Annotated in this window: 14 protein-coding genes and 1 pseudogene; 4 read left to right on the top strand and 11 right to left on the bottom strand. The window is 68.1% G+C overall.

Going from position 1 to position 14,107, the window contains the following annotated elements; all coding sequences use genetic code 11:
• A pseudogene (locus tag ACWF94_RS02080) lies at positions 1-342 on the bottom strand (HNH endonuclease); the annotation flags it as partial.
• 172 nt (positions 343-514) lie between these two features.
• Here ACWF94_RS02080 and ACWF94_RS02075 point away from each other — a divergent pair.
• From ACWF94_RS02075 to ACWF94_RS02065, 3 genes are all read left to right on the top strand, one after another.
• A complete protein-coding gene (locus tag ACWF94_RS02075; protein WP_453483773.1) occupies positions 515-1,168 on the top strand; it encodes a DUF6262 family protein in 654 nt (217 codons plus the stop codon).
• 262 nt (positions 1,169-1,430) lie between these two features.
• Positions 1,431-3,278: an ATP-dependent nuclease gene (locus ACWF94_RS02070; protein WP_453483771.1), complete on the top strand. Its 1,848-nt coding sequence runs from the start codon at positions 1,431-1,433 to the stop codon at positions 3,276-3,278.
• The gene (locus tag ACWF94_RS02065; protein ID WP_453483770.1) at positions 3,268-4,986 is read left to right on the top strand and encodes a UvrD-helicase domain-containing protein; all 1,719 of its coding nucleotides are present in this window, start codon (positions 3,268-3,270) and stop codon (positions 4,984-4,986) included. The genes ACWF94_RS02070 and ACWF94_RS02065 overlap by 11 nt, the downstream gene beginning before the upstream one ends.
• Positions 4,987-5,171: 185 nt before the next feature.
• Here the strand turns inward: ACWF94_RS02065 and ACWF94_RS02060 are convergent, their stop codons facing one another.
• The gene (locus tag ACWF94_RS02060) at positions 5,172-5,372 is read right to left on the bottom strand and encodes a hypothetical protein (protein WP_453483768.1); all 201 of its coding nucleotides are present in this window, start codon (positions 5,370-5,372) and stop codon (positions 5,172-5,174) included.
• Positions 5,365-5,655 carry a hypothetical protein gene (locus ACWF94_RS02055; protein WP_453483766.1) on the bottom strand — a complete coding sequence of 97 codons (291 nt, stop codon included), beginning with the start codon at positions 5,653-5,655 and terminating at the stop codon, positions 5,365-5,367. Before ACWF94_RS02055 ends, ACWF94_RS02060 begins: the two co-directional genes overlap by 8 nt.
• Between ACWF94_RS02055 and ACWF94_RS02050 the strand changes: the two genes are divergently transcribed.
• On the top strand, positions 5,594-5,893 hold the full coding sequence (locus tag ACWF94_RS02050; protein WP_453483764.1) for a DUF6192 family protein: 300 nt from the start codon (positions 5,594-5,596) through the stop codon (positions 5,891-5,893). The genes ACWF94_RS02055 and ACWF94_RS02050 overlap by 62 nt on opposite strands.
• A 326-nt stretch (positions 5,894-6,219) precedes the next feature.
• On the opposite strand, the gene ACWF94_RS02045 is transcribed toward ACWF94_RS02050, so the two are convergent.
• The 8 genes from ACWF94_RS02045 to ACWF94_RS02010 form a co-directional block, all read right to left on the bottom strand.
• Complete coding sequence (locus tag ACWF94_RS02045) at positions 6,220-8,571, bottom strand: Helicase associated domain protein (RefSeq protein ID WP_453483762.1); 2,352 nt, start codon at positions 8,569-8,571, stop codon at positions 6,220-6,222.
• A 61-nt stretch (positions 8,572-8,632) separates the two neighbouring features.
• Positions 8,633-9,517: an endonuclease/exonuclease/phosphatase family protein gene (locus ACWF94_RS02040; RefSeq protein ID WP_453483761.1), complete on the bottom strand. Its 885-nt coding sequence runs from the start codon at positions 9,515-9,517 to the stop codon at positions 8,633-8,635.
• Positions 9,518-9,810: 293 nt separating this feature from the next.
• The gene (locus ACWF94_RS02035; RefSeq protein ID WP_453483759.1) at positions 9,811-10,122 is read right to left on the bottom strand and encodes a hypothetical protein; all 312 of its coding nucleotides are present in this window, start codon (positions 10,120-10,122) and stop codon (positions 9,811-9,813) included.
• Positions 10,119-10,649, bottom strand: coding sequence for a hypothetical protein (locus ACWF94_RS02030; RefSeq protein ID WP_453483757.1), 531 nt, complete (start codon positions 10,647-10,649; stop codon positions 10,119-10,121). The genes ACWF94_RS02035 and ACWF94_RS02030 overlap by 4 nt, the downstream gene beginning before the upstream one ends.
• 151 nt (positions 10,650-10,800) lie before the next feature.
• Positions 10,801-11,220 (bottom strand): hypothetical protein, encoded by a 420-nt coding sequence (locus ACWF94_RS02025; RefSeq protein ID WP_453483755.1) that lies wholly within the window; start codon positions 11,218-11,220, stop codon positions 10,801-10,803.
• A gap of 186 nt (positions 11,221-11,406) precedes the next feature.
• A complete protein-coding gene (locus tag ACWF94_RS02020) occupies positions 11,407-12,462 on the bottom strand; it encodes an endonuclease/exonuclease/phosphatase family protein (protein WP_453483753.1) in 1,056 nt (351 codons plus the stop codon).
• On the bottom strand, positions 12,459-12,698 hold the full coding sequence (locus ACWF94_RS02015) for a hypothetical protein (protein WP_453483752.1): 240 nt from the start codon (positions 12,696-12,698) through the stop codon (positions 12,459-12,461). The genes ACWF94_RS02020 and ACWF94_RS02015 overlap by 4 nt, the downstream gene beginning before the upstream one ends.
• Before the next feature lie 139 nt (positions 12,699-12,837).
• The gene (locus ACWF94_RS02010) at positions 12,838-14,037 is read right to left on the bottom strand and encodes an SAM-dependent methyltransferase (RefSeq protein ID WP_453483750.1); all 1,200 of its coding nucleotides are present in this window, start codon (positions 14,035-14,037) and stop codon (positions 12,838-12,840) included.
• Between the last annotated feature and the right edge of the window lie 70 nt (positions 14,038-14,107).

The raw sequence follows: 14,107 nt of genomic DNA, 5'->3' as shown, positions 1-14,107 counted from the left end.
CAGTGCGCAGCGGGCGCCGACCGCCGGGGCCTGGACCGCCTCGGTGATCAGCACCTCCGCCCGGGTGTTGCAGCCGTCGGTTGTGTTCAGGCCGGTGTTCCAGTGCCGGAACGCGTCCCGCTCGTATCCGGTTCGGTCCTCGGCGACGACCGCCAGCCGGCCCACTCCCACCGCGATCGGCACCGTCTCCAGCGCGGCCCGGGCGGCAGGGGCGGCGGCGAGCACTGGCGAGGCGGCCGGGGCGGACGTGCCGGCTGGGGCGGCCTGGGCCGCAGTGGCGAGGGTGAGGGGCAGCAGGGCGAGAGCGGCGGCCGTGGAGACACGCCTCAAGGAAATGATCACGCACAGGGGATATCAGCAGCCCTGCCGTCACCAGGCCGGGAACGACCGGACCACCACCTGTAGGGGTGGTGCTCTTCATCGCAACGTGGCCAGAGCGGCACGGAGTTGACCGCAGCAGCGCCCGCCGCGCCGAGCATATTGACGTCGACGAACACGAGGACCCGCCATGCCCGTGAGCCCTAACCAAACTGAGGCAGTCCTTGCCGCCCGCCGCCAGCAAAGCCAGGACAAATTTCGTCAGGTTGAGAAAGCCATCGCTCAGTTGCGTCGAGAGCGAGGGCGCATGACAGTCCGGGCTATCGCCGACCGGGCGAACGTGTCATCCACGTTCCTCTACGACAACGAGGCTGCCAGGGCCCTTGTCCAGAACACGGTTACGACCAGCAAGCGCCGACTCGACCTGGCTTCCGAACAGACTCACAACCGGATCGAAGCTACGTGGAGAGAACGAGCCCTCAACGCAGAGGCGGAACTTACCCGAGCTCAGAAGGAAGTGCACGCTCAGCGGCAGCAGATCGGAGGGCTCATGGGACAGATTCGTGACGCCGAGCAGATGGTGTCCGGTGAGTCGGTTCAGGCCGTCGTCACCGAGAACACCACGCTCAAGCGGCGCATCCTTCAACTCACACGCAGGAACACCGCACACTCCAGGAACGACTTGAAGGTGCCCGGTCGAACAATCGCTTCGCCGACAGGCGCATCGCTGACCTCGAAGCACAACTCCTCGATCCCGAACCGCCGTGACCAGCTTATGCAGTTCAGAGCCAGGTCGGATCGCCAACCAGCGAACGACAGATCAGGCCAGCGCTCCCTGGTGGTCGACTGAGCGCCCGCCCCCGGCGTCCCGTTGAGCCTCCAAACGCCGATTGGCTCCCTGCTGGAGGGGAGGGGTGAGTGCAGCTGATCTGCCTCGTGGAGGGCTGATGCAGGAGACCGACGTCCAGGGACGAAACGCCCGCGCTGGGGGAACTCGGCAGCGTAGACTCACGGACTGTCGAAACCGGTGTGGCTCGCTGTGCTAAGGCGACAGTCAGAGCGTGGGGGACGGGGCGGGGGGACTCCTGTCGCCCCGGAGAGCGGGGCTGGGCATGCAGGTGCGGCACATACAGCTGCAGAATTTCCGCGGCGTCAAGAGCGGGACCATTGCGTTGGACGGTCACTCCCTGCTGGCTGGTTCGAACAGCGCAGGCAAGTCGACCATCTGTGAGGCACTCGACCTGGCTCTCGGGCCGGAACGGATGCTCCGGCGACCTGTGATCGACGAGTACGACTTCTACGGTGCGGAGTACCAAGAGCACGAAGGGGAGCTGCCCGAGGTCCGGATCGAAGTCGTTCTCACCGACCTATCGGACGTTGCCCAGCGACGCTTCAGCAGCCACCTGCGTCGGTGGTCGCGCCAGACCAACAAGTTCCTGGACCTCGTTCCGGACGCTGTCTCGGACGCGGAGGCCGGCGAATGGTGTCTGCCAGTCGTCTTCATCGGTCGATATGACCCGCACGAGGACGACTTCACAGGGGGGACCTTCTTCGCACACCCGGAAAATCCTGCGGAAGTCCTGGCCGAGGATGAAGTATCAGCACCCGGTGCGGGGCTGAAACCCTTCACTCGCACGGACAAGCGGCATTGCGGATTCATCTACCTGAGACCGAACCGGACTGGCAATCGGGCGCTCACTTTTCAACGTGGCTCACTTCTCGACACCATCGTGCGCTTGGAAGCGGAACTGGCGGGCCCGCTATGGGAGAAGACTCTACGCAACCTGGATCAAGTCGTGATCGCCGCTGCGGACTCCGGGTTCGACAAAATTCGAACCGAGATCCGCGAGCGAATCAGTCGCTTCGTCAGCTTGGGTGACACACCTGACCCAGTGGACTTTCGCGCGTCGGAGATCACCCGGGAGCATCTACGTGAGGTCCTGCGTCTTTTCATCGCCACGCAACCCAGCGCCCATTCGGTGCCCTTCAATCGCCTAAGTACGGGTTCCTTGAATCTCCTGGTGTTCGCGATGCTCACCTACATCGCCGAACTCAAGGGCAACAAGTCGGTTATCTTCGCCATCGAAGAGCCGGAGATTGCCTTGCCGCCTCATGCTCAGCGCCGTCTGGTGGATTTCGTCATCAAGCGCATGGGTCAGGTTATCGTCACCTCCCATTCTCCTTACGTCATCGAGAAGTTCGAGCCGTCTCGCACTGTGGTGATCGCGAGAGACTCTGAGGGAATGCTGACAAGTACCGGCGTCACTCTGCCGGAGGACTTCAAGCCGAGCAAGTACCGTCTTTACAGGCGCCAGTTCGCCGAGGCGGTTCTGGCCCGTGCCGTGCTGGTCGTTGAAGGTGCCACCGAGGCAGCTCTGTTCCCGGCCGTATCGGATGTCTTGGAAAGCGATCCCTCTGTTCCCGACTACGTTCACATCGACCTCGCGGGCGTGACTATCTTCGACGCCCAGAGCGATGTCAACGTTCCCTTGTTCGCCCCGGTTTTCAATGCACTGAACAAGCCGGTCTACGGGATCCACGACCAGCCGAAGAAGCCCCTGGAGCAGCGGCTGTTGGATAAGGCTGCTAGCTTCTCGCACTACGTGGAGCTGAGTTACAAGAGCGTTGAGAAGCTCCTCGTAGCAGAGGTGCCCGTCGCCGTCCAAAGGCGGTTCCTCTCCGCGGTGTCCCTGCGTGATGACTACCCCAGCGGATGCGCGAAGCTCTCGCCAGGAGCCACTGACGGTCAAGTACGTTCGCTGACTGCCGACGTACTTCTCGCTCGCAAGGGCGACGGCTATGCAGCCTTGCTGATCACCGAATGCAATGGTCTCAGCGAGCTGCCAGGAGTGCTGGCCGGCATGTTGCTTCTCATTGACGTCAGCCTCCGCCCTGCCCAAGTCGCTGAGGCGACTAGCAGTGAGGCCGCACAGTCCGCGGACGTAACCGATGAAGATTGACGAGGTCCGTCAGGAGATTCTCGACTCCGCCGGACACCTTGTGATCGTTGGTGGGCCTGGCTGCGGAAAGACCACGATTGCTCTGCTCAAGGCCAGAGGGCTCCTCGACGCGCTCGAAGACGAGCAGCGAGTGCTGTTCCTGAGCTTCTCGCGCGCCGCGGTCCGCCAAATTACCGACCGCATGGCTGGCGTGTTCGATCGAATCGGTCGCGAGCGGCTGGAGGTGAGAACCTTCCATGCCTCCTTCCTGGAGATCGTCCGTAGTCACGGAAGACTGCTTTCCGGACAGCCCGCCGGGTTCATCACCCCTGACCGTGAACGCCAGCTCAAGGCGGACTTCGACGGGGACTGGGATGCCGAGCGGCGAAGGCTGGCGAGCGTGGAAGGCATGCACGTGTTCGACCTGCTCGCAGGTGCAACGGCGGATCTGTTGGAGCGCAGCGCATGCCTACGGGCCCTCTATAGCAGCATCTACCCTCTGATCATTGTCGACGAGTTCCAGGACACCAATACCGACCAATGGCGCGTGGTTAAAGCGCTAAGTGCCGAGTCCACCGTGATTTGCCTGGCCGACCCTGATCAGCGCATCTTCGGCCACCTCGAAGGCGTCGACGAGGGTCGCCTGGACGAGGCAACCGCATACTTGCAGCCAAAGCAGTTTGACCTCTCTAAGGACAACCACCGGAGTCCAGGCGGGGGACTGCTTGACTACGCCAATGCAGTTCTGCGAAACGTTCCGCACCCCAAGAGCGATAACATCATCAACTGGGCCTACACCCCTGGTTGGGGCGTCCCCGGCCCGGTGATGGTTCACCGCGCCGTCGTAGCCATGAGTAGGCATCTAACGTCCCATCTCGGCCGGACGCCCACGATCGCCGTTCTTGCCAGCGTGAACTCCATCCTGTGGCCCGTATCCGAGGCACTTTCAACTCAGCGCCTTGCGGGTAACGAGAAGATTCCCGCCGTGGATCACGCTCTCCAGTGGGATCCTGAGCTGTCCGCTGCTGCAGGCTATGCGGTTGCATCAATTATGGAATGGCCGGGACTCAACCGAACTGAGGCCGTCACTAGCACTGCGCGGGCAGTTGCCGATTTCTATCGTGAAAAGGTGGCCAATGGCACTGCCGGTGCCCGCAGCAAGATCAGCGCAATCGAGAATGGAGTAGCGGCGCTCGTCGCGGGAAAGGCCATCCGTTCCAAGTGTGTCAGGGGTATCGCGGCAGCGTTCGACACCGGAATCGCGTTCATTGGGCAGCCGGTGGCTGACTGGAAGGTCGCCCGTGAGCGGCTGAATGGATCCTCCGAACTCGAGGAGGTACTCAAGAGCGCCCGGCTTCTGCGACTTCTCAATGCCACCGATGCTCTCGCCTGGGCGCTTACCGACTCATGGGACGGTGCATCGTCCTACGTTGGTGCCGCTGCTGCTGTGCGCTCCGTTCTGAGTGCGGAAGCCGTTAATGCCTCGCAACAGCCGATTGAGCCCGTGTCCCTGATGAGCATGCACCGCTCAAAGGGTAAGGAGTTCGATGGTGTTGTCATTTTTGAACATCCATACGCTGGCCGCCTGCTCGACCCCGCTTGGGATCCGGAGCGGATTCTCGCGCAGCGCCGGCTGTTGCGTGTTGCCATCACCAGGGCGCGTTCTTTCGTGCTTTTTGTTCGCCCGCAGGGGAGTCAGGTCCTTTGCGGCACGCGTGAAGCCGGATAGCCGGAAGGGGGAGTGGTGGCCAGTCGCATCGAGGCGGGTGAGCCGGATTCGTGTCGCTCCCGGGTTCTCGTCTGGGGCCTTGGCCTGATCGGTCCTTCGCGCTCGGGCGAAGCCGGATAGTCGCTACCGTTCCGGGCTGAGCAGCGGCGACCCGAACCACGCGTCGCTGACTTCTAAGCGACGCATCAGTGCAGTTCAGAGACCACACGGACAGCATGGCAGTCGGTAAACTCGACCATGCCCCGGGTCTCGTTGATCTGGACGGTGGCCGCGACGATCGCGGCAAACACGTCACCGGATAACGAGAGATCCTTCAGCAGTGCGTCGACGTCCTCGGACAGCAGACAGGGCCAGCCTTCGGGCTCCTGGCCGTACAGTTCACTCAACGGGAAGCCCGGCCGCGCGGCGGTACTCGACAGCCTCGGCGAGACTCCTGGTCGGCAGGGTGCCGTTCAGTGCGGCCTCGGTGAGCCGGTCGCCGACCTGGTCGGTGTCGAGCATCGCCTCGCACCACCAGCGGCGCAGGACGGCTTTGGCGTCCTCCGGTGCGGCGGCCAGGAGCTCGCGGTAGAATTCCATCCGGCGCCCGCCGTCGAGCGCGGCCGCGATGCCGTCGGCGTTACGCGGAACACGAGTCGGCTCGTGCGAGTGGACTGGCTGTGCGCTCATCGGCGGCGTCCCCTTTCCGTCTGCCCCGAGTCTGCCCTCTCCCTGGTGCCCAGGTCGACCCGGACGCCAGGAACCGCCACTGAAGAAGATCGACCGGACGGCGGAGTTCTTCGACCAGGTCACCGCCCTGCCCTCGTTCGTCGCCGCAGCCGGCGGGACCGTCCCGGGCCTGCGCGACCGCACGGTGAGCGAGGACGAATCCGCGATCGTGCCCGGGCCCCAGGGGCGGTGCTGCTAGGGCAGGAGTTGTGCCTGGCTCGCCCACTGGCGGAGGTCGCCGCAGGTGGCGGTGGGTGTCCTGCTGCGGTCGGCCAGGGTGTCGAAGGTGGCTCGTACATGGTGCAGATGACGCGGTGGCGGAGTGCCCGTGCGAGGTGGAGGGCGACGAGGTCGTACCAGCCGTCACTGCGGGCGTCGGCGCTTTCATAGACGCGGGTTCGGGGCTGCTGCTGGTAGGCGCGGGCCACCGCGGTGCCGTTGACTTCGCGCTGGAAGTTCCCGCCTTCGGACATCAGGGCCACGGTCTGGATTGGCAAACATGCTGTTCCCTGACGGGCAGGGTGGTCAGTTACGGCGGGTCCGCCGTCCGCGGGCGGGGTGGACCGACCACATCATGCCGATGGTGGTGAGGGCTTTGACCTGTTTCTCGGTCAGGGAGCCTTTCGCGTACCGGCGGCGCTGGGTGGCGATCCACGTGCCGAGGCCCAGGGATGCGGGTTCGGGCGTGCGGTATTTCTGCGGCACCCGCAGGTGGCCGTTGTTGTTGTAGTAGTCGGTGGCCGCGTCCAGGTGCCGTTGCCACAGGTGTGCGTTGACGTCCCACACCATGTCGAGGTCTTCCAGTTGCTGGATCTGGGTGTTGGTGAGCGAGGCGCGGCGGGCGCGGAGGTTGTTGAACCACTGGCCCAGCTGGATCGGCGGGGTGTCGGTGGTGACGTGGCTTTTGGGGACGAGGAGGTCGCCTTCGCGTTCCCGGTAGGTGCGGGCGGCGGCGAGGGCGCGGTCCCAGGATTCGTCCGAGTGCCGGGTCCAGACCATTCCGAGGCGGTCCAGGGCGGCTTTCTGCCCTTCGGTGATCTTGTTGTCGCCCGTTCTGACCCGGGCCAGGTATTCGCCGAGGGGGACCGGGTCGTCGCCCGGGGGCCGGTAGTCGGTGGGCATGCGCAGGCTGCCGTGCTCGCGGTGATACGCCTCCGCCGCGGTGAGGTAGCGCTGCCACGCTGCCTCCCGGCGGTCCCAGAGCATGCCGAGTTCGTCCAGCCGGTGCCTGCGGTCGGGCAGTAGCCGTCCCTGGCCGGCGAGCTGGCGCTGGCGGACGATCCATTCCCCGATCCGGAGCCCGGAGGCGGTGGTGGTCGTGACGCTCAGGCTGCGCAGGTCTCCGTGCTGCTCGCGCCAGGCGCGGGCGGCTCCGAAGTATTCCTCCCACGCGGCGCTGGAGCCGCGGACGACCCGTACGCTGATCGCGTCGGTGAAGCTCCGGGGGACCGGGGCTCCGCTGAAGTGGAGCCAGGAGGGCAGCTCACCGGCCGTACCGGGGCCGCTTCCCGTGCGGCCGAGTTCGGCGCGCTGGCGGTCGAAGTACTCGGCGAGTTCGTCGTCGTGGGCCCGCAGTGCCTGGGTGACGCGCCACACCGTCGCGTACGCGGAGGACTCCAGCGCGGTCGCGGGATCCTGTCCCGGCTCCAGCAGGACCGGGATGATGACCGAGGCCGTCTTGTCCGCTTTCCCGCCCAGCCGCATGGCGCGTCCGAGTGCCTGAACGGTGTCAATCGCGCTGGCCCGGGCGTCGATGAAGGCGACCCCGTCCACGGCTGGCGCGTCGACGCCTTCGCTGAGGACCCTCGCGTTGGAGATCACCACGCGTTCGGTGCCCGGGGACCGCAGCCGGCCGAGCACCTTCCGCCGCTGTCTGCCGGGCTGCTGCCCGTACACGCAGTCGGTCACCAGCTCGCCGGACTCCGCCTGGCGGCCGAGGAGGGCGTCCACTCCGGGCAGGGTCCGGGCGAACCACTGGGCGTCCTGCACCCGGTGGTGGTAGGTGAGCATGCGGGAGACGCCGAACTCCCGCATCGCGCGCAGGACCGCGAGCTGCTTCGCCAGCATCGGCGCCGATGTGGCGGTCCGGCCCACCCCGAAGACCTCCGGAGTGCTGCCCTGGGCCAGCGCGAGGCGCCGCACCTCCGCGTCCGTAGCGATGGCGACGATGACCCGGTAGTCCGCCAGCAGCCCCAGCGCCCGCGCCCGCGCGTAGGGCAGCCGGTAGGAGACCCGGCCGAATATCTTCTCGTCGTCCATGCTGACGACGGTGCTGTCCCCGTCGCCGTGCCCCGCGACGATCCGGGGTGTGGCGGTCATGTAGAGACGACGGTCCACCGGCACTTGAACGTTGTCATGGATGGCCGACCAGCTCCGGTCCCGCGCGCCGGCCGACCGGTGGGCCTCGTCGACGACGGCGAACCGCCAGCCCGGCGCCCCGTAGTCGCGGTGAGCGGCCACCAGCGAGGGCAGGCTCTGGTACGTGATGCCCGCAGTGAGGCGTCCCTGTCCCTTCAGCAGGGTGGCCAGAGTACCGGGGTCGGTGGTGACCGACACCTCCAGGGCCGCCAGGTCCGCCGCGGTCTCCCGGTCCATCACGTCCTGGTCCGAACAGACGGCGATCACCCGGCCTAGGGCCTGCCGTCCTGAGGCGTCCTGCCACGCGCCGAGTGTCTGTGCCAGCAGGTCCAGCGTGGGGACCACGAACAGCACCGGCTCCGAGGGAGCCACAAGACCCGCGGTCTCACTGCCCACGCGGGTCTTTCCGGTCCCGCACGCCAGCACGGCCGTGGTGCGTTCACCGCCACGCAGTGCGCCGGTCACGGCGCCGATTGCTTCCTTCTGATGAGCCCACAACGGCGGGGCCACAATGCTCATGGTGTCGTTCAATCCTCGTCTGATGGTGATGTCGTGGCCACCGCGGGGCCAGGGCCGGGGATCACGCTGTGGCCCTGGCTTCGTCGGCAGGCCGGTTGAGGCGGAGCTGCAGTTCGACCGGACGGTGGTCGGACAGCCGGTCCAGTTCCTCGCTGACGTGGGTGCGGTAGTCGATGACCTCGATGCGGTCCCCGGTGACGTACGCCTGGTCCAGTCGCATGTCCACGCGCTCGTTGTCGTACCAGTGGCCGGTGGTGGGCGCACGGAGTTCGGCCACCTCGTCCTGCGCGTCACGCCAGCCGGAGGCGAGCAGCAGGTCCCGGGCCCGCCGGTCGTACCCGCCGAAGGACGCGTCCGCGTTGATCTCCCGGTAGCGGTGGTGGAGGTTCTGCGGGATCGAATCCCAGGACTCGGGCTCGGTGTCCCTCCTGTCGGGAAAGTTCATGTCCCCGACCAGCACCGCATCGTCCGGCCAGGGCCCGAACTCGGCCCCGTAGTCGGCCAGGTGGTGCGCCTCCTCCAGCCGCCGGACGCCGGAGCTGTAGGCGAGGTGCGTACCCAGGACCAGGAACCGGTCCCCGCAGGGGGTGGTGCAGACCGCCCGCATCAGCCCGTGGTGGAACGCGCCCACCGCCCCAGGCGGCCCGGCATTCGCGTCAAGGCGGGAGGGCCGGTAGTACAGCGCCGACTGGTTGTGACCGTCGCCGACATGGGACGCCACCGGCGGGAGGTACTCCATTCCGGTGGCCTCCGCCAGCTCCCGGAACCGGCGCCCGTGGTCGAGGTGCCAGCCGGTGGCCTCCGTGATCCACAGGAGGCCCGAGCCCCAGGAGGCCATCTGGGCGAGCTGGGCCAGGCGCCGGGTCTCGTCGGCGCCGTCGATGCCGCCAGAGAGGAGATTCCACGAGTGGATCGTGATCTCGGTGGCGCTGCTGTGCTCGGTCATGCTTCATCTCCGCTTTCGTGATCGTCGGGCGGGCTCGGGGAGGGCAGGTCTCGAAGGCCGGGCACACCATCGGCCGGCGTCCACACCGCCGCGGGGTCCGGCTGGCTCATCGGGCCAGGCAGCACGCACAGGACGAAGCAGTCCGTGCCCGGATGGTTGACGCGGCCGGTGACGACCGCGGTATGTCCGGTCTGGTCCCACAGCGCGCGCAGATCTCCGGGGCATGGGCAGCCCGTCCGGGCCGGGTACCAGCGGGGCGGCCTAATCGGGCGCGGTAGCGCCCCCCGGGGTGGTCACGGCTGCTTCCGGGGCGGCCGTGCGCGGGATCGGGCCGGGGCACGGCGGGGGCCGTCGGCGAGACGCCCGGCCAGCGCGTGGATCTGGTCCGCAGCTGCGTCCCCGATGCTGATCTGATGGTTCCGGGAGTAAGAGCAGCTGCGGCACGCCAGGTCCGCGTCCACGGCGACGCCGGGCAGCACGGTCCGCAATCGGGTACGCAGCAGCCCGGCGAGTTTCTCGATGTGCCGCCGGTCGCCGTTCCTGAAGTGTGCTGGCCGCTGTCCGTCCAGCAGGCGCAGCAGGAGCAGCGCCTGGGGGATCGTCACGTCGCCGACGGTGACGCGGGCACCGTCCGCCAGGGGACGGACGGTGTCCATCGGGCGCCGGTGTGTCTGGCCCAGCTGGAGCAGGATGGTGCGCAGCCGGTGAGCGGCTGGTGCGGTTCCGGCATCTCCCGCCATACCAGTTCCGTCAGCGCCTGGATGTCCTTGACCGTGGGGAGGGTGATCCGGGGGGCGTCGTGCGGGCTGTCGCCGGCGGTGACGCGGGCCTGGGTGCCTTGCTGCCGCAGGGCGGTTTCGAGGGCGTGGGCCCTCTGCCCGGTGAACGCCTCGCGGGGGTCCACGAGGATCCCGGCGAGGGTGTAGGGGGTGGAGGCCGCGAACATCAGCGCGTACAGCTCCCCTGCCTCCAGGCGGCATGCGACCGGGCTGAGCCGGCGGGCGGTCAGGGCCTGCCACAGCAACCGAACGGCGCACCTCCCGTCTGGGCCGTCGTGGGCGGCGAAGTCGGGGGCGCGTTCGGTCGGCAAAGGCTGCGGCAGATCGGTGTCAGGGCGGGTGGAGTGGGGCATCGGTGATCCTGGCAGTGGGTGCGGACAGTGTCTGGGACGGCCTCGCGGCCGATGGGGGTGGCGGGGACGAAGCAAGGGGAGGGCTTCGGCGCGCAGTCGTGGACGCCTGGGCAGTAGCGCGGGCGCGGCGTAGAACGCTGTGGATGAGCGGTCAGAGGTGGGTTTCGGGGCGGAGGAGATAGAGACCGCCGCCAGCGGACCGGACGCGGTCGAGCTCCCGCTCGAACAACGTGTGGTGGGGGCTCACCGAGACGTGACTGACCGCGGTGATCGCGTGCGCGCGTCCGTCGGCGACTGCGGTGACAGCCCTGGCCCAGCCGGGCCGCACGGCGGGGTCGGTGTCCCCGGTGTCGTCGGCCTCCCGGCTCACGACACTCCACTCGGCGCGGGCGGCGGCGCTCAGGAGTTCGGCGAGATGAGCGTGGGGGTCGCCGCCAGGGCGGGTGAGCACATAGAGGACTACGGCCAGTTTTTCGGGGGTGCGCGTTTCGAGGGCCCGGTTCATCGCGGTCCGGCGGTCGCGTAGCGCCGCCGCGCTCCGGCCGGGCGCTGTGTGGGTGATGGGGCTCATCCAGTTCCTGCTGTCTCGGGTGCTGGCCGGAATGTCAGGCGTCTTCCAGCACAGGGGTTGTGAGGACACCGTGGGCGTGGCCACGGCGCCACGGCGTGGCCGCGGCCGGTTCCGCAGGCCCTCACCAGCGTTGCGGGCTCCTGTGTGCCCAGTTCGCCGGTGACGGGGGCGATGGCTTCCTGCTGATCAGGCAGTACATGGCGGTGTTGGTGAGTGGTCGGTGGCGGGCTGCTGGGCGGGGCGGGGGTCGGTTACGAGTTCCCATGGGGCCAGGGGCGTGATCTTCCGCTGGAGTGCTTCGATGAGCTTGCGGCGCGAGAGGGTGACCTCGATCGCGTGGTGGTCGCTGATGCCCGAGGTGTCGATGACGGTCACGGTTTGGACGGCCTGCACGGTCCAGGGGTCCATGTAGAGGCGGTCGATGCGGCGGGGTCCGCCCTGCCCGGGGGCGGCGTGGCCGGCGGTCGCGGCGAGCGCGGACGGCTGCTGGCGGCGGATGGCGGCCCAGCGTGCCGGGTCCTGCATCCCGGCATCGAGCATCAGCTCGTCCGTGTAGGTGCAGGACCGCCAGGTGCCGTCGCTCTGGCGCAGCGCGCGGTGACGGCGATGCGCACGGTCGGTGACCTCCGGGGAGGCCCAGTCGATCGCGGCTGTCTGCTCGCCCGCCGGTACGGGGTACTCGTTGAAGTCACCGAAGATCCAGGCCGCTTGTGCCGGGGCTCCGGGGTAGTGGATCTTGAGCCGGTCCGCGAACACCGACATCTCATCGGCCTCGATCCGGCGCGTACCCGGAGAGTTGTAGGCACTGTGCACGACCAGCGTCATGATCGGCACCGACGGGATCTCGGGCAGCGTCAGGACGATGTTGGTGGGCGGCGTCCGCCATCCCCGGCCCAGGTGCGCGTAGTGGGTCCGGACGGTGAAGACCGTCTCGTTGACGAAGGATCCGGTCGGGTTGCGCCCTTCGCCCAGCGGCGCCCGGAAGCCCCGCATGCCGAGCAGCTTCTGGGCCGCGCGAAAGCGCCGGTCGGCGGCGTCCTTCTCCCGCCGTGTGGCACCGGGCCGCGTCTGCGAGTAGGTCAGCTCGGCACGGCCGAGGAAGTCGGGCCTGCGCGGCGTGATGATCTCCTCGTGCGCGCGCCGCCACCGCTCGGGCAGCACACCGGGATCGGATTCCGGGCCGCCGTCATGTTCCAGGTTGAAGAACATCAGGCAGACGTCGTCACAGCCGGGGGTGTTCATCGTTTCTCCATCAGGTCGCGTAAGGGTGGGAACCAGCCCGGGGAGGCCGGGGCCGTGAGGGACAGGTCGGCGAGCTTGCGGCGGGAGACAGCGATCAGCAGAGCGTGGTGGTCGCCCAGGCCGGTGCGGTCGATGACCGGCAGGTCTTCGACCGCCTGCAGAACACCGGCCGATGTGCAGGCGCAGTCGATACGGCAGGCCCGGCTCAGGAGGGTGTGGGCAGTGGCCTCGGACACCTTCCTCACCCGCGCCGCCTCCCCGTGCTCATGCCGACGGCGGTCAGCCGCAGCAGGCGAACTTCGCTGTCCCCGACGATGGGTACCGGCGGCAGGCGAATCCAGCCCGCGCTCCCGTTGCCTGTCTCATCCGAGGGGATCACCGTTCCGGTCCGGCCGGTCCTGCGGCGGTCAGCGCCTGGGTGAGGCTGCCGCACACGGGCGGGGCTCCGGTGAGGCCGGCGTCGCGGACCGGTTGTGAGCCCGCGATGTGCAGGGTGCGCCCGGCTTCGTTGAGGTGGCGGCGCAGGCTCATCAGGGTGCCCAGCCCGGCCGGGTCCAGTGTCCGGACGCCGGTGAGGTCGAGCACCGGGTCGCCCGTGGTCGTGGCGGTGAGGGTGTCGAGCCGGGCCCGCAGCGGTGTGGCCTCCTGCTCGCCGATGTTCCCGCCGACGGTGAGTACGGTCCGGCCGGTGCTGGTGGGGGGGCCGGTCAGCCAGGCCCGCCCGAAGCGCTCGACGCCGGTACCCGGCTCGCGTTTGAGGGCGACGCCTCCGTACAGGTGGATGTCAGCCGCGGAGAGCGTCGCATCCCCGGCATCGGGGTCGGGGTCGGGGTGCCATGTGTGGACCGAGACCAGCCCCGGGTCGATCATGTCCAGCCCGTCGAAGAACTGCCCGATCGCTTCCCGGCTCCGGCCGCGCATCCGCACGCCATGGGCCCCGAGCAGGGCCTCCGCCTCGCGGGCCTTCTTGGGGGCGTGATCGTCCGTGCCGTGGGACAGCACGACGGCGCTCCCCGCGGGCAGGGCGTGCACCAGCTGCGCCACCAGGACGTGCGGCTCCTCCTCGTCGGCGATGAAATGCAGCACCGCGGCGAGGAGGAGAAACACGGGCTCCTCGAAGTCGAGCAGCCGCAGTGCGTGGTCCAGGATGGCGCCGGGGCTGCGGAGATCCGCCTCGACGGCGGCGGTGGATTCCTCCCGGCCGCTGCGCAGGAGGGCGTCGGCGTGCGCCCGCACGAGCGGGTCGTTGTCGACGTAGAGCACGCGCGAGGCGGGGTGGTGCGCCTCCACGATGGTGTGGACGTTGATGCCGGACGGGGAGGGCAGTCCGCAGCCGATGTCGAGACCCTGGCGGATGCCCAGGTCGCGGGCGATGTCGGTGACGGCGCGGATCAGGAAGCTGCGGTTCTGCCGGGCGGACAGTGCGGGGTTGAAACCGAGACGGGTGAGTTGTTTGGCCAGGTCGCGGTCCGAGGTGTAGGAGGATTTGCCGTCCTGGTAGGCGTCGTAGAGGCGGGCCGGGGTGGGACCCCTGCCGTCGGCCGGCTGGGTGCGGTCGTGCGGTGGCGATGGCATGGCGATTCCGGGTGAAAGGGGGCTGGCCTGCGGGAAGGGGGCTGTCTGCAGGGATGAAATGCGTCGATGG

It is taken from the genome of Streptomyces sp. NPDC055078 (assembly GCF_053607985.1).
This window is presented reverse-complemented; position numbering and strand designations above follow the sequence as displayed.

Coding starts and splice junctions, on each gene's coding strand:
- ACWF94_RS02025 (WP_453483755.1), bottom strand. CDS start 11,220: ATGAGCCCCATCACCCACACAGCGCCCGGCCGGAGCGCGGCGGCGCTA.
- ACWF94_RS02070 (WP_453483771.1), top strand. CDS start 1,431: ATGCAGGTGCGGCACATACAGCTGCAGAATTTCCGCGGCGTCAAGAGC.
- ACWF94_RS02020 (WP_453483753.1), bottom strand. CDS start 12,462: ATGAACACCCCCGGCTGTGACGACGTCTGCCTGATGTTCTTCAACCTG.
- ACWF94_RS02050 (WP_453483764.1), top strand. CDS start 5,594: ATGCCGTCGGCGTTACGCGGAACACGAGTCGGCTCGTGCGAGTGGACT.
- ACWF94_RS02055 (WP_453483766.1), bottom strand. CDS start 5,655: ATGAGCGCACAGCCAGTCCACTCGCACGAGCCGACTCGTGTTCCGCGT.
- ACWF94_RS02065 (WP_453483770.1), top strand. CDS start 3,268: ATGAAGATTGACGAGGTCCGTCAGGAGATTCTCGACTCCGCCGGACAC.
- ACWF94_RS02030 (WP_453483757.1), bottom strand. CDS start 10,649: ATGCCCCACTCCACCCGCCCTGACACCGATCTGCCGCAGCCTTTGCCG.
- ACWF94_RS02040 (WP_453483761.1), bottom strand. CDS start 9,517: ATGACCGAGCACAGCAGCGCCACCGAGATCACGATCCACTCGTGGAAT.
- ACWF94_RS02010 (WP_453483750.1), bottom strand. CDS start 14,037: ATGCCATCGCCACCGCACGACCGCACCCAGCCGGCCGACGGCAGGGGT.
- ACWF94_RS02045 (WP_453483762.1), bottom strand. CDS start 8,571: ATGAGCATTGTGGCCCCGCCGTTGTGGGCTCATCAGAAGGAAGCAATC.